Source organism: Pseudomonas sp. ChxA (genome assembly GCF_030263855.1).
In the GTDB taxonomy this organism is placed as follows: Bacteria; Pseudomonadota; Gammaproteobacteria; order Pseudomonadales; family Pseudomonadaceae; genus Aquipseudomonas; species Aquipseudomonas fluorescens_CB.
In genome coordinates this window covers 3,065,076-3,085,209 of record NZ_JARPMK010000001.1, presented here as the reverse complement: position 1 = coordinate 3,085,209, position 20,134 = coordinate 3,065,076, and the positions used below count along the sequence as shown (strand labels likewise).

Genomic DNA, 20,134 nt, shown 5'->3' with positions numbered 1-20,134 from the left:
AACTCAGGCTAGCATTGACGAACACCACTTTTTGCAACTACATTTAGTTACACGCAGGGAACGCCGTGTCCAAAAATGAAAAGCTGCTCGCCAAACTGCTCAATGAGCACATGGCTTTTACCTGGCCTGAGCTGGTAACGCTGCTGCACCAGCTCGGCTACAGACAGATTGAAGGGGCTGGAAGCCGCGTAAAATTCGATATCGGCAACCCCAGTGCAATGATCACCTTGCACAGGCCTCACCCTGGCAACGAACTGAAACACTACATTCGGCGCCAGATCATCGAACAATTGAAATCAGGAGAACTGATTCAGTGGACAACCAACTGAAACACCAAGGCTACATCGGCTCTATCGAAGCCAGCCTCGAAGACAACTGCCTGTTCGGCAAGGTGCTGTTCATCAAGGCACTGGTGAGCTACGAAGGCAAAACCGTCGCCGAGCTGGACGCGGCGTTCCGTGAGGCCGTGGATGACTACCTCGTAACCTGCCAGGCGCTGGGGCAAACCCCGGAGAAACCTTGCAAGGGTTCATTCAACGTACGCGTCGGCCACGACCTGCATTTGGCGGCGGCCCTGGCGGCGACGCGCAAGAAAGTAACGCTCAATGACCTGACGCGGCAGGCGTTGAATGAGTTTTTGCAACATCACTGCGCAGAACCACTCCCGGCGGTAGGCTGACGCCCCAACCGCCGATACCCAAACGCGGCTGAACCCAACACCACCGCCCCCGCCGCCAATGCCACCCAGAACCCGCTGGCAGCGCCAAAGTGGTCGATCATCCAACCGGAGCTGGCTGCACCAATGGCCACGCCGATGCTCAGGCCGGTGATCAGCCAGGTCATACCTTCGGTCAGGCGGCTGGGCGGCACCACCTGCTCCACCAAGGCCATGGATACGATCAGCGTTGGGGCAAAGAACAGCCCGGAGATAAAGATCGCCGCCGCCAGACCGGGGATATTGGTCACCAGCAGTAGCGGTAATGTGGTCAACGCAGTGGCTACGCCGCAAAACAAAAACTGCCGCGGCAACGGCGCTTTGAGCTTGAGCATGCCAAAGGCCAAACCTGCCAGGCACGAGCCGATGGCATACACCGACAGCACGATACTGGCCGCCGCCGGTTGGCCCTGGTGCTGGGCGAAGGCCACGCTGACCACATCCACCACACCCACGATCACGCCCATGGCGAGCAGCAGGATCATCAGGATCAGTACCGACGGTGAAGCGATCAACCAGCGCCCGTGGTGGTCTTGCTGCGCATGCACCGGCGGTTCTGTCGCGCGCTGCAGCACAAACGTGGTGACACCAACCGCCAACAGCACCGCTGCCAACAATGGACCCGCTTCCGGGAACAGCACCACGCACAGCCCCACCGAAATTGGCGGGCCGATAATAAAACACACCTCATCAAGCACTGACTCCAGGGCAAACGCGGTTTGCAGCCTGGGCTGGCCGCGGTACAGCTCGGTCCACCGCGCCCGCACCATGGCCGACATGTTCGGCATGCAACCGGCCAGTGCGGCAAACACAAACAGCGTCCAGTTCGGCGCCTGCAAGCGTGAACACAACAACAGTAGCAACAACGCCCCACCGCCGATCAGCGCCGCTATCGGCAGTACCCGACCTTGGCTGTAGCGATCCACCAGGCGCGATACCTGCGGCGCGCAGAACGCCGTCGCCAACGCAAACACCGCTGCCACCGCGCCTGCCAGGCCATAGCCGCCATGCACTTGCGAGAGCATGGTGATCAGGCCGATGCCGGTCATCGAGATCGGCATGCGCGCCAGCATGCCCGCCAGTACAAAAGCCCGGCTGCCTGGGGCCTGGAATAACTCGGCGTAGGGATTTGCCATCCTGCTCAACCTCTTCCTCAGCGCCTCAACCTTGCGATTTGCAGGTATCAAGGCAAAATACATACGGTGCGTATGTTACAAAGCATGCGTAACATACGCAGCGTATGTCAATCACTCACTGAGCTAACGCGAGCCATACCCATGAGCCGAGCCCGTACCGAAATGATCGACGCCACCCGCGCCCGGCTGATCGCCAGCGCTCGCCAAGCCTTCGCCACACAAGGCTACGCCAACACTTCGATGGATGACTTTACCGCGCGCGCCGGCCTCACCCGCGGTGCGTTGTACCACCACTTCGGCGACAAGAAAGGTTTGTTGGCGGCGGTGGTCGCCGAGCTCGATGCGCAGATGGATGCCCATCTGCAGCGCATCAGTGACCAGGCGCGAGACCCTTGGAGCGGCTTTTGTGAACGCTGCCGCGCCTATTTGCGCATGGCCCAGGAGGGCGAGATCCGACGCATCGTGTTGCAGGATGCGCCGGCCGTACTCGGTGATACCGGCTCACAGCAACAGTGCGTGGAATCCCTGCGCCAGTTGCTGGAGGTGATGATGCAGGCCGGTGTGATCGCGCAAGCCCCCAGCGTCGCGCTGGCTCAGTTGATCAATGGCAGCCTGATCAACACGGCGCTGTGGATCGCCCGCGATGACCAACCGAACCTGCGCCTGCAAGAAGGTTTGCAGGCTCTGGAACTGTTACTGCAAGGCCTGAAGCAACCTGTCACACCAGCCGTTTGATCTGCTTGTGGCGCCACACCAAGCGGTAATAGGCGCTCTGCAACACCAACATCGCCAAGTAGGTGACCGGGAATGCCATCCACACGCCTTCCAGGCCGAAGTGCGCGTTGAACAGATACGCCATCGGCAGTTCAACACACAGCACACAGAAGATCGAAATCACCACCGGCATCAGCACCACGCCGCTGGCGCGCATGATCCCGCCGATCACCGCCTGGAACCCGAACACCAGGATGCTCCACAGCATGATATGCAGCAGGTGCTCGGCATTGAGCCGCGCCGCGTCGTCGGTGATGAACAAACCCAGCAACCAGTGGGACAGCAGGTAACCCAACAGGATCAGGCCACCGGTGAGGCACAGGTTGATCATAAGCCCGGTGCGCAGGATCGGACCGATGCGCTCCAGGCGCCCGGCACCAATCGCCTGGGCACCGAGTATCGAAGCCGTGATCGCAATCGACAGCGCCGGGAACTGCACGTAATTGACGATCTGCGTCACCGCGCCATAGGCGGCCGTGGCTTGTGAGCCATGACCGTTGACCAGCGCCAGAATCACCAGCTCCGACAGCGACAACACCACCATCTGCAAACCGGTTGGCAAGCCGATGCGCAGGACTTTGCCGAGGATCGCCCGGTCCAGGCGCAAGGCCGCGAGCAGTTCACGGTCCGGCGCCATCACATGGTTTTTATGGCGCAGGCGCAAAATCAGAAACAGCATGGCCGCCGCGTTGCCCACCAAGCCTGCATACACCGCACTCTGAATCCCCATGGGCGGCAGGCCGATCCAGCCGCGAATCAGCGCCGGGGTCAGCAGCAGGCCGACCAGCGTCGAGACCATCAGCGCCAGCAACGGCGAAACCGTATCGCTCACACCCCGTAACAGCTGGGTGTAGAGGATGAACACCAGCAGCAGCGGCATGATCAACATCATCATCTGGGCATAACCCACTGCGTCGTCGAGAACATCTATTGGCGTACCCAACGCCTGCAACGCCGGGCGCGCGAACAGGCTGCCCAGCACTGCCGCGATCAAGCCCACCAGCGCGCCAAGCGTCAGGGTGGCGCCGGTAATCACCTTGACCATCGCGGTTTCCTGCGCACCCCAGGCTTGCCCGATCAACACCGAAGCGCCCGCCCCCAGGCCGATCACCAACGCAATAAAGAAAAACACGATGGGGAACATCCCCGACACCGCCGCCAGCGCCTGGGTGCCGAGCATCTGCCCGACATAGATGCCATTAAGGGTGCCGGAAAGGCTTTGCAGGAAGTTGGACAGCACCATGGGTGCCAGAAACATCAGGTAGATCTGCCACAACGGCCGCTTTGGGGTGACGTCCATGCTGGTTTGAATCCTTGAATTATTGTTATGCGGTAAAGGCATTGCGTGACAGCCAGGCCAGGTACATCTGCACGTCCACCGGCCAATGCGCGATCTTATGGGAAAAGTCAGCACCCTCTTGCGCAAACAGCGCCCGTGACGCGTCTTCAAAGCCTGGCAGGTCACCGCCGATGGCGCTCATGAAACGATAGCTGGCTTCTTTGGCTTGGCGCATTTGATCATGGGCAGCGTGAACATTGCGCGCTTCATCCACCAACCGGCGTAACGCCGCCGACGCGCCGCCACGTTGTTGGCCCAACCATTCCCAGTGGCGCGGCAGCAGGGTAACTTCCCGCGCAACCACGCCCAGCTTGGGGCGTCCGACCGCAGGCACCGCAGGTTGTTCTTCAGCGACCTCGGCCGGTGCCGCTTGCACAGGCGCATACCCCGCAGGCCATGGATAGTCGACCTGGGTGCCGGTGGCATCGTCGAAGACCAGGAAACTGCCGGTGGGCAGGTCAAGCCCCGCCAGCGCTTCGGCCACCTGGGAATAGGCGCCGGCGGCAACGCGTTGGTGACGGACAAAGGCAGTGCACAGCGGTAGGTTTTGCGTAGGCATGGCTTATTACCCGGATGTTATTTGTTTTACCCGGGTTATATTAGCGATAATTTCATAATTCGCAAGCTATTGCGCTGAGACCTCCAACTGCTCGCCGCGCAGAGTCACGCGCATCGCTTGCACAGCGGGTTCGCGCAGCAGGCATTCAGCAATCGCCGGTTCCAGTTCCACCCGCAGGCGTCGGCCCAGCGCCCGCGCACCAAAGCGCACATCGTGCCGACGACACAGCCACGCCCTCGCCTGCGCATCCACATGCAATGACCGCTGTTGCGCTGCCAAGCGCTGGTTGAGCTTGCCCAGTTCCACCTCCAGCAGCGCGTTAAGCCACTGAGTGTCGATGGGTTCGAACATCAAGATGCGGTCAATGCGATTGAGAAACTCCGGCTCGAAGTGCGCGTGCAGCGCCTCTTCCAGCACTGCTGCCTCACCTCGCACCAAGGTACGTATCCAGCGCCGCCAGCCCTGGCCAAACCGTTGGCGATGCCGACGCGCCTGTTGCGCGCCGACATTGCTGGTCATGAAGATCAGGCAGTTGCGAAAATCCAACGTTCGCGTGCCTCCGGCCAGGGTCAGTTGGCCGTTTTCGAGAATACCCAGCAAGCTGCGCACCACCTCCTGGCTGGCTTTCTCCAATTCATCGAACAGCACAATGCCGGGACGACTGTAGGTGCCCTGGATCAACTCGCTGTTGAACAGGCTGATGCCTTCTTTGCTGCCCACATACCCCGGTGGCGCGCCGGTGAGTGCGGCGGCGTAATGCTCCTGGGCCAGCGTGTGCATATCGATGCGGCAAAACCCGTCAGCGCGACCGTGCAGCGCCTGGGCCAGCAGGCGCACGATTTCGGTTTTGCCGACACCGGTCGGCCCCATGAACAGGTTGACGCTCAGTGGCCGATCGCGCTCACCGATATCGGCCTTGACCACTTTTAGCAGCCCTTCCACCTGGGCCAAGGCTGCGTCCTGGCCGACGATACGGCTGCGCAGCAAGGCCATGACCTGGGCCGGTTCAAAGGTAAACCGCATGCCTCACCCTATAATCAAAAAGACAGTGAATAACCTGTGGCGAGGGCGCTTGCTCGCCACAGAGGGTATGTTTCGCCAGGTTTAGTCCGCGGCCTTTTGTTTGCCACCATGGGGCAACTGCCCCACCGGGCATTCGGCGACACCGACGGTACTGCGGGTAAATGCCTCGACATTCTCCTGGGCCTTTTGCGCGTCCAGCACCCAGGTGCGGTAGAACTCGAACGGGCAGTCCGCCACGCCTTTGTCGCCATCTCCCGAAGCATGCATGCCGGTGTAGCCGCGATGCAGCAACTTGAACAGATGGTTCTGCGACTGGTCATTGGCCCGCGCATCGCGGATCTGCGACACCGACAATTGCGCATACTGGATGCCCATTTCTTCTTCGCCACACTCGCCCAATGTGCGCCCATCAAAACCGATGATCGCCGAATGGCCAAAGTACGAATACACCCCGTCAAAGCCCGCGGCATTCGCCACCGCCACATAGCAGTTATTGGCCCAGGCCATGCTCTTGGACATCTGCACCTGTTGCTCCTTGGCCGGGTACATATAGCCCTGGCAGCGCACGATCAATTCGGCGCCTTTCATCGCGCAATCGCGCCAGATCTCCGGGTAGTTGCCGTCATCACAGATGATCAGGCTGACCTTCATGCCTTTTGGCCCGTCACACACATACGTGCGGGCACCGGGATACCAACCCTCGATGGGGCACCAGGGAATGCACTTGCGATAGCGCTGCACGATTTCACCGAGGTTGTTGATCAACACCAGTGTGTTGTACGGCGCCTTGTGTGGATGTTCTTCGTGCCGCTCACCCGTGAGCGAAAACACGCCCCAGGTGTTCGCCTGGCGGCAGGCGCTGGAGAAAATCGCGGTCTCTTCGCCGGGAATACTCGCGGCAGTCGCCATCATCTCGTCGTGGTCGTACATGATGCCCATGGTGCTGTATTCCGGGAACACCACCAGGTCCATGCCCGGCAGGCCCTGCTTCATGCCCACGATAATCTCGGCAATCTTTTTGGCATTCTCGATCACATCGGCCTTGCTGTGCAGGCGCGGCATTTTGTAATTGACCACCGCGACACCGACGGTGTCGGGGCTGCTGGAAATATCGCCATGACGCATAACAACACTCCTGATTAAGTTCATAGGTGTGCCCCCACGTTCCCTTGTGGCGAGCAGGCTTGCCCTGCGTTGGGCTGCGAAGCAGCCCCAGTAAAGGCGCCGGTTTTTTCCTGCAAGAACTCAGTGCTTGGTTTTGGGGCTGCTGCGCAGCCCAACGCAGGGCAAACCTGCTCGCCACAACAACAACAACAACAACAACAACAACAACAACAACAACAACAACAACAACAACAACAATTCGCTGATTAACTATCTTGCATTGGGATCTAGTGGCTGATCATCCACGGCCGTGGCCCGGTCTTGGTCTTGAGCCCCAAGGGGTTGGCCTTGCTCGGCTCGACTTTTTTGCTGGTGCCACAGCAACTGCACCCTGCCGGATGCCGGCGACTTTGCTGGTATTCATCGACGGTCTGCGGCGCATGGGCGCTGCGTTCGTTGCCGGCGATGGCCTTGCGCTGGTTGGCTGACAGCGTTTGCAGCGCCGGGGCCGATACCATGAGCTGGCCGCCCGGGCCGGCGCAGTAAGGGCACTGGCTGGGCTCGTTGCGCTGCGCGATCGGACGCAGCATTGTGAAGGTGCCGCACGTCTGGCAGGCGTATTCGTAGGTCGGCATGGCTACAGGTCCGGGGCGATGGGCAGGTCGATACTGCCGTCAAGGAACTTGGTTGGGCCGTTGGCGTTGGGGTTGATATCGAACTCGAAGATCTCCGTCGGCAGCCACAAGGTGGCGCAGGCGTTGGGAATGTCCACCACACCGCTGATATGCCCTTGCACCGGCGCCGAACCGAGCAACGCATAACCCTGGGCCGGCGAATAGCCGAACTTGGTCAGGTAGTTGATCGCGTTCAGGCACGCCTGGCGGTAAGCAACATTGACATCCAGGTAGTGCTGCTGGCCCTGCTCGTCCACCGAGATGCCTTCGAAGATCAAGTAGTTCTTGTAGTTCGGCGTGATCGGGCTTGGCTTGAACACCGGGTTCTTGATCCCGTATTTGGCCATGCCGCCCTTGATCAGCTCGACCTTCATATGCACCCAGCCGGCCATCTCGATGGCGCCGCAAAAGGTGATTTCGCCGTCGCCCTGGCTGAAGTGCAAATCGCCCACCGACAACCCGGCGCCGTTGACGTAGACCGGAAAGAAGATCTTCGAGCCACGGGACAAATCCTTGATATCGCAGTTACCGCCATGCTCACGCGGCGGCACGGTGCGCGCGCCAATGGCGGCGGCATCGTCGCGGGCCTGGCCCTTGAGTTTGCCCATGTGCGCGGTCGCGGCCAGCGGCGCGTTGGCCAGCGGCGGCACGCGGGTGGGGTTGGTGTCGATCAGTTCCTGTTCGCGGCGGTTCCAGTCTGCAAGCATCACCGGGTCGGGCAGGCAGCCGATCAGCCCTGGGTGGATCAAGCCGGCGAAATTAACCCCTGGGATATGCCGGGAGCTGGTGAACATGCCCTTGAAATCCCAGATGGCTTTTTGTGCGCTGGGAAAGTGATCGGTGAGAAAACCACCGCCGTTCCGGCGTGAGAAAAACCCGTTAAAGCCCCACTGCGAGTCGGCCTTGGCGCCGATATCGAGCAAATCCACCACCAGCAAGTCGCCCGGTTCGGCACCGTGCACGCCCACCGGGCCGGACAGGTAATGCACGGTGGACAGGTCCACATCGCGCACGTCACTGGCGTCGTCGTTGTTCTTGATCGCGCCGGCGGTCCAGTCATAGGTTTCCAGGATGAAGTCGTCGCCGGGCTTGACCCAACAGGCCATCGGAATATCCGGGTGCCAGCGGTTATGGATCTGCTCGTTCTCGGTGACAGGTTGGTTGAGGTCGACTTTGATCAGCGTTTCGGTCATGGGCTGGCTCCTGGACGGATGGGGTGAAGCGTTGAAACCAGTCTCGACGAGCCAGGTAAAACGGGGAATACGTCGGATGACGTATGACACGCACGCAAAAAAGTGGGAGCTGGCTTGCCTGCGATAGCGGTTGTCCAGTCAACATTTCTGTGACTGATAGACCGCTATCGCAGGCAAGCCAGCTCCCACAATTAAGCCATGTGTTGTTCAGACGGACAGGTAGCGGCTGATAGTCGCCTCATCCACCCGGTCGCGGGTCTCTTCGATCACGAAGCGGCCCTTCTCGATCACCAGAAACCGGTCGGCAATTTCCAGGGTAAACGACAGCACTTGCTCGGACACCACAATGGTCAAATCGCGCAGGTTGCGAATCTCCTTCAGCGTGCGCGCAATGTCCTTGATGATTGACGGTTGGATGCCCTCGGTCGGCTCATCGAGCAACAACACCTTGGGGTTGGTCGCCAACGCCCGGGCAATTGCCAACTGCTGTTGCTGGCCGCCGGAAAGGTTGCCGCCCTTGCGTGACTGCATGTCATGCAGCACCGGAAACAGCGCATACAAATCCTCCGGCACCTTGCCGCGCGCGGATGCAGGCAAGCCGGTCTGGATATTTTCCAGCACGGTCATGCTCGGGAAAATCATGCGGCCCTGGGGCACATAGGCAATGCCGCGCTCCACCCGCTCATGGGTTTCCAGCGCAGAGACGTCGTGCCCGTCCACACTGACCTGGCCTTTCCACTGCGGCAAAATCCCCATCAGGCTCTTGAACAAGGTGGTCTTGCCCATGCCATTGCGCCCCATCACCGCAACGATTTCGCGCTTGGCCACGTTGAGGTCCAAGTCATGAAGGATCTGGCTCTGGCCGTAGCCGCAGGACAACTGGTCGATCTTGAACATGCCGGACTCCTCAGTGGCCCAAATACACTTCGATGACTTTAGGGTTGCTTTGCACCGACTCCATGCTGCCCTCGGCCAGCACCTTGCCCTGGTGCAGCACCGTGACTTTGTGGGCGATGCTTTTGACGAACTCCATATCGTGCTCGATCACCAGCACCGAACGGCCCTGGCTGATGCGCTTGAGCAATTCAGCGGTTTGCGCGCGCTCATTGACGCTCATGCCCGCCACCGGCTCGTCGAGCATCAGCAGCTCGGGGTCTTGCATCAACAGCATGCCGATTTCCAGCCACTGCTTTTGCCCGTGGGACAACAGGTCGGCCTGTTGTTGCAGCAAGTCGCCGAGGAAGATCTCCCTGGCCACTTCTTCCACCCGCGCGACCACCTGGGCGCTGCGCTTGAAAAACAGCGCCCCCCAGACCTTGCGTCCTGCCGGGTACGACATCTCGAGGTTCTCGAACACCGTGAGGTTTTCATAGATCGATGGGTTCTGGAACTTGCGCCCCACGCCTGCGCGCACGATGTTGTACTCGCGCATCTTGGTCAGTTCCTGGCCATCGAACTGGATGCTGCCGCTGGTGGCGCGGGTCTTGCCGCAGATCAGGTCGAGCACCGTGGTCTTGCCGGCGCCGTTGGGGCCGATTACCACGCGCACCTCATTGCGGTCGATATACAGGTTAAGGTTGTCGACCGCCTTGAAGCCGTCGAATGACACGGTGAGGCCTTCGATGGCCAGCACCGGTTTTTTCATTTCAAAGCCGACGGCGGTCATGGCTGGGTCTCCAGGATCTCGGGGTTGGCTGTGGCGTTGGCTGAAGTTGAGGCTGGGCTGGGAGCTGGGGTTGAGGTTTTCACCAGCGGTTTGCGCCGCAGCAACCTGGCCAGGGCCTGACGCCCATGGCTTTCCCACAATCCGGCCAAACCATTGGGAAAGTACATGACCACGGCAATAAACAGCCCGCCCATCAGGTACAGCCACAACTCCGGGAAGGACTCGGAAAAATAGGTCTTGCCGTAGTTCACCAACAGCGCGCCATACACCGCGCCGAGCAGCGACATGCGCCCGCCGACCGCGGCGAAAATCACCATTTCGATCGACGGCACGATGCCCACAAACGAGGGCGACATAAAGCCCACCTGCAAGGCAAACATCGCCCCACCAATCGCCGAAAACGCAGCCGCAACGCAAAACACAAAGATCTTGAAACTGGCCACGTCATAGCCGGAAAAACGCACACGCTCTTCCTTGTCGCGCATGGCCATCAGCAACCGGCCGAGCTTGGACGCGAGGATAAACCGGCCGATAAAAATGCAGCCAAACAGCAAACCGGCATTGATGAAGTACAAAATCAGCTTCGCGCTGTCGGTGCGCAGGTCCCAGCCGAGCAGGGTCTTGAGGTCGGTGATGCCGTTGACGCCGCCGGTGAGGCCTTGCTGGCCGACGATCAGCACCGTAAGGATCAGCGCAATCGCCTGGGTGACGATGGAGAAATAAACATCGCCCACACGCCGTTTGAACAGCGCCATGCCGATCACGAACGCCAGCAGCACCGGCACCGCAATCACCGCCACCAGGGTAAAGCTGAGGCTGTGGAACGGCTGCCACAGCCAGGGCAGTTCGGTGATCTGGTTCCAGTCCATAAAATCCGGAATGCCCGGTGTGGACTGGATTTTAGTGCTCTCGGGGTCAGACGCTTCAAGCTTGAGAAACATCGCCATGCAGTAGCCGCCAACCCCGAAAAACACGCCTTGGCCCAAACTGAGAATGCCGCCATAACCCCAGCACAGCACCAGCCCGACCGCGACGAACGCGTAAGTCAGGTACTTGCCGACCATGTTCAGGCGAAACGCATCGAGCGTCAGGGGGAATACCACCAATATCAGCAGCGCCAACAGCACAATGCCGATCAGGTTTTGCTGGCCGCCCAGCAGCTTGTCTAAAGCCTTCATCTGCTCGCCTCTACTTGCGCACTTTGATGGAGAACAACCCTTGCGGGCGCAGCATCAGGATCAGAATCACCGACGACAAGGTCAGCACCTTGGCCATCGAACCGCTGAGGAAAAACTCCGACAGCGATTGGGTCTGGGCAATCACGAACGCCGAGGCGATGGTGCCGAACAGGCTTTGCGCGCCGCCGAACACCACCACCAAAAAGGTGTCGACGATGTACTGCGAACCCGCCGTCGGCCCGGTGGAGCCGATGGTGGTAAACGCCGCACCCGCCACGCCGGCCACGCCGCAGCCGAGGGCGAAGGTCATGCGGTCGACCTTGCGCGTGTTAATGCCGACTGCGCGGCTCATCAAACGGTTCTGCACCGTGGCGCGCACCTGCAACCCCCAGCGCGAGCGGTACAGCATCAAAAATATCGCAGCGGTCAGCAGCAAGGTCAGGCCCATCATGAACAGGCCGTTACGCGGAATTTCGATGGCATCGGTGAAGTTCACCGAGCCCATCAACCACGCGGGCGGCTCGGCGCTGACTTCACGGGCGCCGAACACCGAGCGGAAGGTTTGTTGCATCACCAGCGACAAGCCCCAGGTGGCGAGCAAGGTGTCCAGCGGGCGTTTGTAGAGGCGGCTGATCATCGCCCACTCCACCAGCCAGCCGACGGCCCCGGCCACCAGGAATGACAGGGCGATGGCGAAGAAGAAGTAATAGGGTTGAAAACTCGGCGCAAAATGCGCGGTCAGGCTGGAACACACGTAGGTGGTGTAGGCGCCAATGGTGAGAAACTCACCGTGGGCCATGTTGATCACGCCCATCTGACCAAAGATGATCGCCAGCCCCAATGCCATCAGCAACAGCACGCAGAACACGGACAAACCGTTGAACCCCTGCATTGCCGCGATGGCCCCAAATTCCGATAGCCATTCCATGATGATGGTCTCCTGAGCGGGAGGTTGAAATGCAATCTGCTGTTGATTTATGTGGGAGCTGGCTTGCCTGCGATGGCATCACCTCGGTCTGGCTGCAAGACCGGGTCGCCTGCATCGCAGGCAAGCCCGCTCCCACACCAGGCCAGTTCCCACAGTTGGATCTGTGTGTGCCTGAAACTTATTGATAGCCCTTGGGGAACGGGTTCGGCTCGATCAGATCCGACTCGTAGATCACCTTGAACTGGCCATCAGGCTGCACTTCACCGATGCGCGACTTGCTCCACAGGTGGTGGTTTTCGTGGATCTTCACGTAGCCTTCCGGCGCGTTTTTCAGCTCGATGCCAGGGCTTGCAGCGACGACTTTATCCACGTCGAAACTGCCGGCCTTCTCCACCGCCGCTTTCCACAACCACGGCCCGAGGTAGGCGGCCTGGGTCACGTCGCCGATCACCGCGTCCTTGCCGTATTTGGCCTTGAAGGCTGCAACGAAGGCCTTGTTATTGGGGTTGTCCAGGCTCTGGAAGTACTTCATCGAGGCATAGAAACCGGCCATGTTTTCGCCGCCGATGCCCAGCAGTTCGTCTTCGGTGACCGACAGGGTCAGCAGGGTTTGCTTGGATGAGTTCACACCCGCCGCATTGAGCTGTTTGTAGAACGCCACGTTGGAGCCGCCCACGACCGCGGCGAAGACCACGTCAGGCTTCTTCAGCTTGACCTTGTTGATCAGCGAACCAAATTGGGTGTTGCCCAGCGGGTAGTAGTCTTCGCCAACCACAGTGCCGTGCAATACGTTTTCAATGTGCTTGCGCGCGATCTTCATCGAGGTGCGCGGCCAGATATAGTCCGAGCCGACCAGGTAGAACGTCTTGGCGCCTTTGGTCTTGGCGATCCAATCGAGGCTGGCGAGGATCTGCTGGGTCGCTTCCTGGCCGGTGTAGATCACGTTTTTTGACTGTTCCAGGCCTTCGTAGAAGGTCGGGTAGTAGAGCAAGCCGTTTTCTTTCTCGAAGATCGGCAACACGGCTTTGCGTGAGGCCGAGGTCCAGCAGCCGAACACGGCGGCGACCTTGTCGTTGACCAGCAGCTTCTTGGCTTTTTCCGCGAAGGTCGGCCAGTCAGAAGCGCCGTCTTCCTGGATCACCTTGATCTGGCGTCCCAGGATCCCGCCCGAGGCGTTGATCTGCTCGATGGCCAGGCGCTCGGCCTGGATCGAGCCGGTCTCGGAAATCGCCATGGTGCCGGTGGCCGAGTGCAATTGGCCGACAGTGACTTCGGTGGGGGTCACGGCCAAGCCTTCGTTATCGGCCAGCACGCCCTGGCTGAACAGAGCGGCCGCCAGTAATGACAAGGCCAACAGCGGTGTGGAGCGAATCAATCGTGATGCCATGGGGCGACTCCTCTGCAATGAGGGGTTCAGCATGGCGGCAGGCAGCCAGCACGGGTATACGCAGCCTGACGTAACGGGGTACGTCATTTGACGTATGCCGCTGCGCACCTTTTCAGGGCAGGATCGCGCCCGCCTCGCCACCGCAGATCAATGTGGGAGCTGGCTTGCCTGCGATAGCGGTCTATCCAGTCACCTCTGCAGTGGCTGACCCAGCGCCATCGCAGGCAAGCCAGCTGCCACATTTTGAATCGGGGCATGGAACTTGCTCATCTGTACCCGCCCTCTCCCCGGAGCCTCCCACCGTGCACCCTCCTTCCGGCACCCAGCGCATCATCAAGATCCGCCGCGACTACAACACGTGGGTCGCCGACGAGACCATGGAAGACTATGCCCTGCGCTACACGCCCAAGTCGTTTCGCAAATGGTCGGAACTGCGCATCGCCAACACGGCCCTGGGCGCGGTGTCGTTCCTGGCGCTGGAAGCCATCGGCGGTGTGCTGTCCTTGAGTTACGGTTTCACCAACACCTTCTGGGCGATCCTGACCATCAGCCTGGTGATCTTCCTGACGGGCCTGCCGATCAGTTATTACGCAGCGCGCTACGGCGTGGACATGGACCTGCTGACCCGCGGCGCCGGCTTTGGCTATATCGGCTCAACCATCACCTCGCTGATCTACGCCAGTTTCACCTTCCTGTTCTTCGCCCTCGAAGCGGCGATCATGGCCCTGGCCCTGGAGCTGTATTTTCATATCCCGCTGGCCATCGCCTACGTGATCTGTTCGCTGCTGGTGATTCCACTGGTGGCCTATGGCGTCACCCTGATCAGCCGCCTGCAACTGTGGACACAGCCGATCTGGCTGCTGTTGCTGGTACTGCCCTACGGCTTTGTGTGGTGGAAAAACCCCGATGCGTTCAGTGATTGGACCAGCTTCGTCGGGCGCAGTGGCGATGGCGGCAGTTTTAACCTGTTGGCGTTCTGCGCGGCCTGCACCGTGGCGCTGTCGCTGGTGACGCAAATCGGCGAACAGGTCGACTACCTGCGCTTCCTGCCGGAAAAAACCGCCGCCAACCGCAAGCGCTGGTGGGCCGCCCTGCTCTGCGCCGGCCCGGGCTGGATCATCCCCGGCGCATTGAAAATGTTCGCCGGCGCGTTCCTGGCGTTTCTGGCCCTGCAACATGAAATCCCCATGGAGCGCGCGGCCGAGCCAACGCAGATGTACCTGGTTGCATTCCGCTACGTGTTCGGCTCGCCGGAATGGGCACTCGGCGCCATGGTGTTGTTCGTGTTCATCTCGCAGATGAAAATCAACCTGACCAACGCCTACGCCGGCTCCCTGGCCTGGTCGAACTTCTTCGCCCGCGTCACCCACAGCCACCCTGGCCGCGTGGTGTGGCTGGTGTTTAACGTGGCCATCGCGCTGATGCTGATGGAGCTGGGCGTGTTCGATGTGATCGATCAAGTACTGGGGCTGTACGCCAATATCGCGATTGCCTGGATCGGCACGTTGGTGGCGGACCTGGTGATCAACAAGCCGCTGGGCCTGTCGCCCAAACACATCGAGTTCAAGCGTGCGCACCTCTACGATATCAACCCGGTGGGCGTCGGCTCGATGCTGATCGCGTCGCTGCTGTCGATCCTCGCCCACTTCGGCCTGTTCGGCGCGCTGGCCGAGGCTGCACCGCCGTTCGTGGCACTGGGCACGGCGCTGGTGATGGCACCGCTGCTGGCGTGGCTGACGCGCGGCAAGTACTACATCGCACGCACCAGCCCTGCGCATTTGATTCACCCGGTAGCGCCTGCAACCCACGCGGTTTGTGGCCTGTGCAGCAACCCGTTCGAAACCGCCGACATGGCGTTCTGTCCAGCCTACAGCACGCCAATCTGCTCGTTGTGCTGCTCACTGGATGCGCGCTGCGGTGACCGCTGCAAACCCCATGGGCGGCTGGCCAACCAGTTTGAAAGCCTGTTGCGCGGGTTGCTGCCCAACACCTTGATGCCGCGTTTGCACACACGGCTGGCGCATTACCTGGGGTTGTTGCTGGCGCTGGTGCTGATGCTCGCGGGGGCATTGGCGTTGATCTACGTGCAAGCCGCCCGGGGTTTGCCGCATTCGGAAACCCTTTACCAAGCCTTCTTCAAGGCTTTCCTGACCCTTTCGGTATTGGCCGCCGTACTCGCCTGGTGGGTGGTGTTGACCCGCGAAAGCCGGCGCGTCGCCCAGGAAGAATCCGACCGCCAGACCCTGCTGCTGATGCACGAAATCGACGCCCATAGCCTCACCGATCAGGCGCTGCAACAGGCCAAGGAAGCCTCGGAAGCCGCCAACGCGGCCAAGAGCCGCTATGTCACCGGCTTGTCCCACGAGCTGCGCACGCCGCTCAATAGCATTCTCGGCTTCACCCAGATTCTGCAGCGCGACCCGGCCATGCCCGAGCAACATCAAGACGCCCTGGCGACCATCCTGCGCAGCGGTTCGCACTTGGTGTCGTTGATCGACGGCTTGCTGGATGTGGCCAAGATCGAGGCGGGCAAACTGCGCCTGGAACTCACCGAAATCCCCTTCCCCGAGCTGATCCATGACCTGGAACAGATGTTCACGCCGCAGGCCCAAGACAAAGGCCTGGGGTTTCGCCTGGATTGCGTGGGCAAGATCCCAGCCGTAGTGCGCGGTGATGAAAAACGCGTGCGGCAGATCCTGATCAACCTGCTCGGCAACGCCGTGAATTTTACCGACAGCGGCGAAGTGTGCCTGCGGGTCAGCTACATGCGCGAAACCGCCAACTTCGAAATCATCGACACCGGTATCGGTATTGACCCGGAGCAGATCGAACGGATCTTCCAGCCGTTCGAACGCGGCGACCTGATGCGCCAGGACAAGGGCGTGGGCCTGGGGCTGACGATCACGCGCATGCTCACCGCGTTGATGGGCGGCGAGCTGCGCGTGACCAGCGAACGGGACAAGGGCACCTGCTTTCAGGTGCGCCTGTTTCTATCCCAGGTACGCGCCCCGCAAGCGGTGGTGCATGTGGAGCATGACATTGTCGGTTATCAGGGCGCACGTCGACGCATCCTGGTGGTGGACGACCATGTGGACCATCGCAAAGTACTCAGCGGCCTGCTCACGCCCTTGGGGTTTGAAGTGATCCAGGCAAGCAATGGCCAGGATGCGATCCGCCAGGTGGCGTTAATGGCACCGGACCTGATCCTGATGGACCTGTCGATGCCGACCCTGGATGGTTATGAGACCAGCCGCTTGATCCGCCGCAATGCGCTGTCCACCGCGCCGATTATCGTGATCTCGGCCAACGCCTTTACCGACGACCGTGAACGCAGTATTGCCGCTGCGTGCAACGACTACCTGGCCAAACCGGTGCGCACCCCGGAGCTGCTCGGGAGCCTGCAACAGCACCTGGACCTGCAATGGCTGCGCCGCACCAAAACCTTCACGGCACCCGCACGGCACAGCGTGCTGCCCAGCCCCGAAGACCTCGCCGTGCTCGCCGAACTCAGCGCCATCGGCTATGTGCGCGGCCTGCACGAAAAACTCGACACCATTTTGGCACGCAACCCGGATGCGGAACCCTTCATCAGCAAAGTGCGTGGTTTGCTCAAGGGTTTCCGCCTGGATGAACTCAACCGAACGCTTAAGGAGGCCGAAGATGAATGCGCCCACCCGCAGCACTGAACCCGGCGTGGTGCTGATCGTCGACGACACCCCGGACAACCTCGCCATGCTCTCGGACGCCCTCGACGACGCCGGCTACATGGTGTTGGTGGCCCTCGACGGCCTCAGCGCCTTGAACCGTGTGCAACGCAGGCGGCCCGACCTGATATTGCTGGATGCGATGATGCCCGGCCTGGATGGCTTTGAAACCTGCCGTCGGCTCAAGGCGCAACCTGAGAGCGCGGATATTCCGGTGGTGTTCATGACCGGGCTGACCGACAGCAAGCATGTGGTGCAGGGCTTTGAGGTGGGCGGCAGTGATTACGTGACCAAGCCGATCCAGACCGATGAAGTGCTGGCGCGGGTGGCGGCGCATTTGCGCACGTCGCGCATCCTGCTGTCGGCACGCGCGGCGACGCAACCGAGTGTGTTGACCCTGGAGGACGCTCCGGCGCAGCGGCTGTTATCGGCCAGGTTTCAGTTGACCGAGCGTGAGGTGGAGGTGCTGCGCTGGGTGGCGTGTGGGAAAACCAATCGGGATATTGGCGATATCCTGGGGTTGAGCCCGCGCACCGTGAACAAACACCTGGAGCATGTGTATGTGAAACTCGGCGTAGAAACCCGCACGGCTGCCACCTCGGTTGCGTTAGCTGCGATCTGAACAGGTGGGAGCTGGGTTGCGTGCTGTGGCGGTCTTTTGGTGGTGTACATATCCGTTGCTGCGGTAACGGCTGAGTAGGGTTCCGCTCTTACAGCGGGTCACTTTTGCAAGGACCGGAATGCCGGCCCAGTCAAAAGTAACCAAAAAGTCCTCGCCCCACCACTCGGTGCCTCGCTTAGGCTCGGCATGCCCTCACTCCGGCTTGAATCCGTGGGCCGCCGCGATGGGCCATCCTTGGCCCAGCGCGGCTAACCCGGCGTCCTGCCGGGTTACCCACGGATTCAAGCCTGCGTTCGGCCATCGTGGTTAACGGGGCGTCTCAGATCAAAAGCAGATCAAGATCAAGATCTACAGCACGGCGGCCTGAAAGCCGACCTGAGTGGTTGAATCAAAAGCCAGACCAAGTGCAAGGCAAAAGCCTATCTACCTGATGCAACGCGGTCTAAATGTGGGAGCGGGCTTGCTCGCGAATGCGGTGGGTCAGTCAATTTATCTGTCACTGATACACCGCATTCGCGAGCAAGCCCGCTCCCACAGTTGACCGCATGCAGTTCTGAATATGAGGTCGGCTGCGGATTTGCATGCACTGATAGAGTTGCTTTTCTGTGGGAGCTGGCTTGCCTGCGATGCAGACACCTCGGTGTGTCAGGTATACCCGGTTGATGCCATCGCAGGCAAGCCAGCTCCCACCTTTGACCGAGTATGGCTCTGCTGTTGCTGTTGCTGTTGCTGTTGCTCTGGCCCTTACATCCTTTTCGATGACGAAGTCAGCGGTCTTTTGATCTGCGCTTTTGATCTTGATCTGAAATCGCCCCGTTAAACACGATGGCCGGAATTCGACAGGGATTTGGGGGGTAAACCGGCAGGGATGCCGGTTTAGCCGCGCTGGGCCAAGGATGGCCCATCGCGGCGGCCCCCCAAATCACTGGCGGATTGCGGGCATGCCGAGCCTAAGCGAGGCACCGAGTGTTGGGGCGAAGACTTTTTGGTTACTTTTGTGTCTTTACAAAAGTGACCCGCTGTAAGAGCGGAACCAATAGCAGCCGTTACCGCAGAAATGGATATGTACACCGAAAGCCCGCGATCGCAGGCAACCCAACTCCCACAAAAAAGCGGTTCTTCATGGGGTTGAGATGAGCTAGCCACCAAAGGCCTGCGACGGCCGACGCAACGTCGGATCAAACGGATTAATCCGTGGCCCGATCGCCGCCGCTTCGCGCTTGAGCAACTCTACCACCATCGGCAAACGGCTCGGCCCCAGGCGGTCACTGATGGTCGCCACACTCAGCGCCGCCACCGCATGCCCATCCCGATTCAGAATCGGCACCGCCAACCCGGCCATGCCTTCGAGCACACCGGTATTGCGCGCGGCATAACCCAGGCGCCGCACATTCTCGACCTCGGAGCGCAACAACACCTCGTCATATAGGTGAAAATCCTTGAGGCGTGGCAGGTTGTAGCGAATCACCGTCTCGCGCTCCTCCTCCGGCAAGAACGCCAGAATCGCCAGGCTGCCCTGCCCCACGCCGAGCGCCACACGCCCGCCAATATCGCCCGTGAAGGTGCGAATCGGATACGGCCCTTCGCTGCGGTCCAGGCAAATCGCATCAAAGCCGCTGCGCGCCAGCAGAAACAGCGAATCCCCCAATGACGCACTCAGGCGCAACATGCTCGGGCGCACCAGGTCGCGCAGGTTGCCGGTCTTGCCGGCGTTGGCCGCCAGGGCGAAGAATTCCAGGCTCAGGCGGTAGCGCTTGCTGCGCGCATCCTGCTCAACCATGCCTTCGTCCATCAGGCTGCGCAGCAGGCGGTGCGTTGTGGGTTGCGACAGACCGACTTGCTGCGCGAGCTGGGTCACACGTTCGCCGCCTTCGGGCACTTCGCCCAACGTGCGCAATAACGCAAACAGACGCGAGACGCTGCCCGCGCCGACTTCCTTACCGTTTTCATTCCGCTCAGTGGAATCCATAACACGTAATCTCGGCATTAATTCTGCTGAATGAATAAAACTAAAAATAATAGTCCGTTCAGTGAAATTCCATCTTCCGCACATCCTAGTCTTCGTCCTAATCTGCGTCCACAGGGGCGAAATGAACAACAACGAGCAGCCGACTTGAGATCGAGCGCCAACG

General features: G+C 60.4%; 19 protein-coding genes. 6 read left to right on the top strand and 13 right to left on the bottom strand.

What is annotated here, in order from left to right; all coding sequences use genetic code 11:
* The first annotated feature begins 65 nt into the window (after positions 1-65).
* Together P5706_RS13845 and P5706_RS13840 are read left to right on the top strand one after the other, a co-directional pair.
* Entirely contained in the window at positions 66-329 is a 264-nt protein-coding gene (locus P5706_RS13845) for a type II toxin-antitoxin system HicA family toxin (protein WP_017139593.1), read from the top strand.
* A complete protein-coding gene (locus P5706_RS13840) occupies positions 314-679 on the top strand; it encodes a type II toxin-antitoxin system HicB family antitoxin (RefSeq protein ID WP_285679569.1) in 366 nt (121 codons plus the stop codon). Before P5706_RS13845 ends, P5706_RS13840 begins: the two co-directional genes overlap by 16 nt.
* Here the strand turns inward: P5706_RS13840 and P5706_RS13835 are convergent.
* On the bottom strand, positions 646-1,851 hold the full coding sequence (locus P5706_RS13835; RefSeq protein WP_285679568.1) for an MFS transporter: 1,206 nt from the start codon (positions 1,849-1,851) through the stop codon (positions 646-648). The two genes, P5706_RS13840 and P5706_RS13835, sit on opposite strands and share 34 nt — an antisense overlap.
* Before the next feature lie 141 nt (positions 1,852-1,992).
* Here P5706_RS13835 and P5706_RS13830 point away from each other — a divergent pair, with 141 nt between their 5' ends.
* Positions 1,993-2,586: a TetR/AcrR family transcriptional regulator gene (locus tag P5706_RS13830; protein WP_285679567.1), complete on the top strand. Its 594-nt coding sequence runs from the start codon at positions 1,993-1,995 to the stop codon at positions 2,584-2,586.
* Here P5706_RS13830 and P5706_RS13825 read toward each other — a convergent pair.
* The 4 genes from P5706_RS13825 to P5706_RS13810 all read right to left on the bottom strand — a co-directional run bounded on the left by P5706_RS13825 (position 2,570) and on the right by P5706_RS13810 (position 6,671).
* Complete coding sequence (locus P5706_RS13825) at positions 2,570-3,925, bottom strand: MATE family efflux transporter (RefSeq protein WP_285679566.1); 1,356 nt, start codon at positions 3,923-3,925, stop codon at positions 2,570-2,572. The genes P5706_RS13830 and P5706_RS13825 overlap by 17 nt on opposite strands.
* A gap of 25 nt (positions 3,926-3,950) precedes the next feature.
* Positions 3,951-4,523, bottom strand: a complete 573-nt coding sequence (locus P5706_RS13820; RefSeq protein WP_285679565.1) for a DUF2239 family protein — start codon at positions 4,521-4,523, stop codon at positions 3,951-3,953.
* 66 nt (positions 4,524-4,589) lie between these two features.
* Positions 4,590-5,546: an AAA family ATPase gene (locus P5706_RS13815; RefSeq protein WP_285679564.1), complete on the bottom strand. Its 957-nt coding sequence runs from the start codon at positions 5,544-5,546 to the stop codon at positions 4,590-4,592.
* A gap of 81 nt (positions 5,547-5,627) precedes the next feature.
* Complete coding sequence (locus P5706_RS13810) at positions 5,628-6,671, bottom strand: aliphatic amidase (protein ID WP_285679563.1); 1,044 nt, start codon at positions 6,669-6,671, stop codon at positions 5,628-5,630.
* A gap of 69 nt (positions 6,672-6,740) precedes the next feature.
* On the opposite strand from P5706_RS13810, the gene P5706_RS13805 reads away from it, so the two are divergent.
* Complete coding sequence (locus tag P5706_RS13805) at positions 6,741-6,920, top strand: hypothetical protein (protein WP_285679562.1); 180 nt, start codon at positions 6,741-6,743, stop codon at positions 6,918-6,920.
* Between the two features lie 17 nt (positions 6,921-6,937).
* Here P5706_RS13805 and P5706_RS13800 read toward each other — a convergent pair whose 3' ends face one another.
* From P5706_RS13800 to urtA, 7 genes are all read right to left on the bottom strand, one after another.
* Positions 6,938-7,285 carry an FmdB family zinc ribbon protein gene (locus P5706_RS13800; protein ID WP_200433576.1) on the bottom strand — a complete coding sequence of 116 codons (348 nt, stop codon included), beginning with the start codon at positions 7,283-7,285 and terminating at the stop codon, positions 6,938-6,940.
* A 2-nt stretch (positions 7,286-7,287) separates the two neighbouring features.
* On the bottom strand, positions 7,288-8,517 hold the full coding sequence (gene fmdA / locus P5706_RS13795) for a formamidase (RefSeq protein ID WP_285679561.1): 1,230 nt from the start codon (positions 8,515-8,517) through the stop codon (positions 7,288-7,290).
* 207 nt (positions 8,518-8,724) lie between these two features.
* A complete protein-coding gene (urtE, locus tag P5706_RS13790; protein ID WP_138815132.1) occupies positions 8,725-9,414 on the bottom strand; it encodes an urea ABC transporter ATP-binding subunit UrtE in 690 nt (229 codons plus the stop codon).
* A gap of 10 nt (positions 9,415-9,424) precedes the next feature.
* Positions 9,425-10,183 carry an urea ABC transporter ATP-binding protein UrtD gene (urtD, locus tag P5706_RS13785; protein ID WP_200433577.1) on the bottom strand — a complete coding sequence of 253 codons (759 nt, stop codon included), beginning with the start codon at positions 10,181-10,183 and terminating at the stop codon, positions 9,425-9,427.
* Positions 10,180-11,361, bottom strand: a complete 1,182-nt coding sequence (gene urtC, locus P5706_RS13780; protein ID WP_285679560.1) for an urea ABC transporter permease subunit UrtC — start codon at positions 11,359-11,361, stop codon at positions 10,180-10,182. Before urtC ends, urtD begins: the two co-directional genes overlap by 4 nt.
* Before the next feature lie 10 nt (positions 11,362-11,371).
* Positions 11,372-12,289 carry an urea ABC transporter permease subunit UrtB gene (gene urtB / locus P5706_RS13775; protein ID WP_053256607.1) on the bottom strand — a complete coding sequence of 306 codons (918 nt, stop codon included), beginning with the start codon at positions 12,287-12,289 and terminating at the stop codon, positions 11,372-11,374.
* A 178-nt stretch (positions 12,290-12,467) separates the two neighbouring features.
* On the bottom strand, positions 12,468-13,676 hold the full coding sequence (gene urtA / locus P5706_RS13770) for an urea ABC transporter substrate-binding protein (RefSeq protein ID WP_138815129.1): 1,209 nt from the start codon (positions 13,674-13,676) through the stop codon (positions 12,468-12,470).
* A gap of 302 nt (positions 13,677-13,978) precedes the next feature.
* On the opposite strand from urtA, the gene P5706_RS13765 reads away from it, so the two are divergent.
* Together P5706_RS13765 and P5706_RS13760 are read left to right on the top strand one after the other, a co-directional pair.
* Complete coding sequence (locus tag P5706_RS13765; protein WP_285679559.1) at positions 13,979-17,362, top strand: ATP-binding protein; 3,384 nt, start codon at positions 13,979-13,981, stop codon at positions 17,360-17,362.
* Entirely contained in the window at positions 17,337-18,002 is a 666-nt protein-coding gene (locus P5706_RS13760) for a response regulator (RefSeq protein WP_138815127.1), read from the top strand. The genes P5706_RS13765 and P5706_RS13760 overlap by 26 nt, the downstream gene beginning before the upstream one ends.
* Before the next feature lie 1,138 nt (positions 18,003-19,140).
* Here P5706_RS13760 and P5706_RS13755 read toward each other — a convergent pair.
* Positions 19,141-19,971, bottom strand: coding sequence for an IclR family transcriptional regulator (locus tag P5706_RS13755; RefSeq protein WP_285679558.1), 831 nt, complete (start codon positions 19,969-19,971; stop codon positions 19,141-19,143).
* Positions 19,972-20,134 lie beyond the last annotated feature (163 nt).

Coding starts and splice junctions, on each gene's coding strand:
- urtD (WP_200433577.1), bottom strand. CDS start 10,183: ATGACCGCCGTCGGCTTTGAAATGAAAAAACCGGTGCTGGCCATCGAA.
- fmdA (WP_285679561.1), bottom strand. CDS start 8,517: ATGACCGAAACGCTGATCAAAGTCGACCTCAACCAACCTGTCACCGAG.
- P5706_RS13760 (WP_138815127.1), top strand. CDS start 17,337: ATGAATGCGCCCACCCGCAGCACTGAACCCGGCGTGGTGCTGATCGTC.
- P5706_RS13755 (WP_285679558.1), bottom strand. CDS start 19,971: ATGGATTCCACTGAGCGGAATGAAAACGGTAAGGAAGTCGGCGCGGGC.
- P5706_RS13835 (WP_285679568.1), bottom strand. CDS start 1,851: ATGGCAAATCCCTACGCCGAGTTATTCCAGGCCCCAGGCAGCCGGGCT.
- P5706_RS13820 (WP_285679565.1), bottom strand. CDS start 4,523: ATGCCTACGCAAAACCTACCGCTGTGCACTGCCTTTGTCCGTCACCAA.
- P5706_RS13825 (WP_285679566.1), bottom strand. CDS start 3,925: ATGGACGTCACCCCAAAGCGGCCGTTGTGGCAGATCTACCTGATGTTT.
- urtC (WP_285679560.1), bottom strand. CDS start 11,361: ATGAAGGCTTTAGACAAGCTGCTGGGCGGCCAGCAAAACCTGATCGGC.
- P5706_RS13810 (WP_285679563.1), bottom strand. CDS start 6,671: ATGCGTCATGGCGATATTTCCAGCAGCCCCGACACCGTCGGTGTCGCG.
- urtB (WP_053256607.1), bottom strand. CDS start 12,289: ATGGAATGGCTATCGGAATTTGGGGCCATCGCGGCAATGCAGGGGTTC.
- P5706_RS13815 (WP_285679564.1), bottom strand. CDS start 5,546: ATGCGGTTTACCTTTGAACCGGCCCAGGTCATGGCCTTGCTGCGCAGC.
- urtE (WP_138815132.1), bottom strand. CDS start 9,414: ATGTTCAAGATCGACCAGTTGTCCTGCGGCTACGGCCAGAGCCAGATC.
- P5706_RS13830 (WP_285679567.1), top strand. CDS start 1,993: ATGAGCCGAGCCCGTACCGAAATGATCGACGCCACCCGCGCCCGGCTG.
- P5706_RS13800 (WP_200433576.1), bottom strand. CDS start 7,285: ATGCCGACCTACGAATACGCCTGCCAGACGTGCGGCACCTTCACAATG.
- urtA (WP_138815129.1), bottom strand. CDS start 13,676: ATGGCATCACGATTGATTCGCTCCACACCGCTGTTGGCCTTGTCATTA.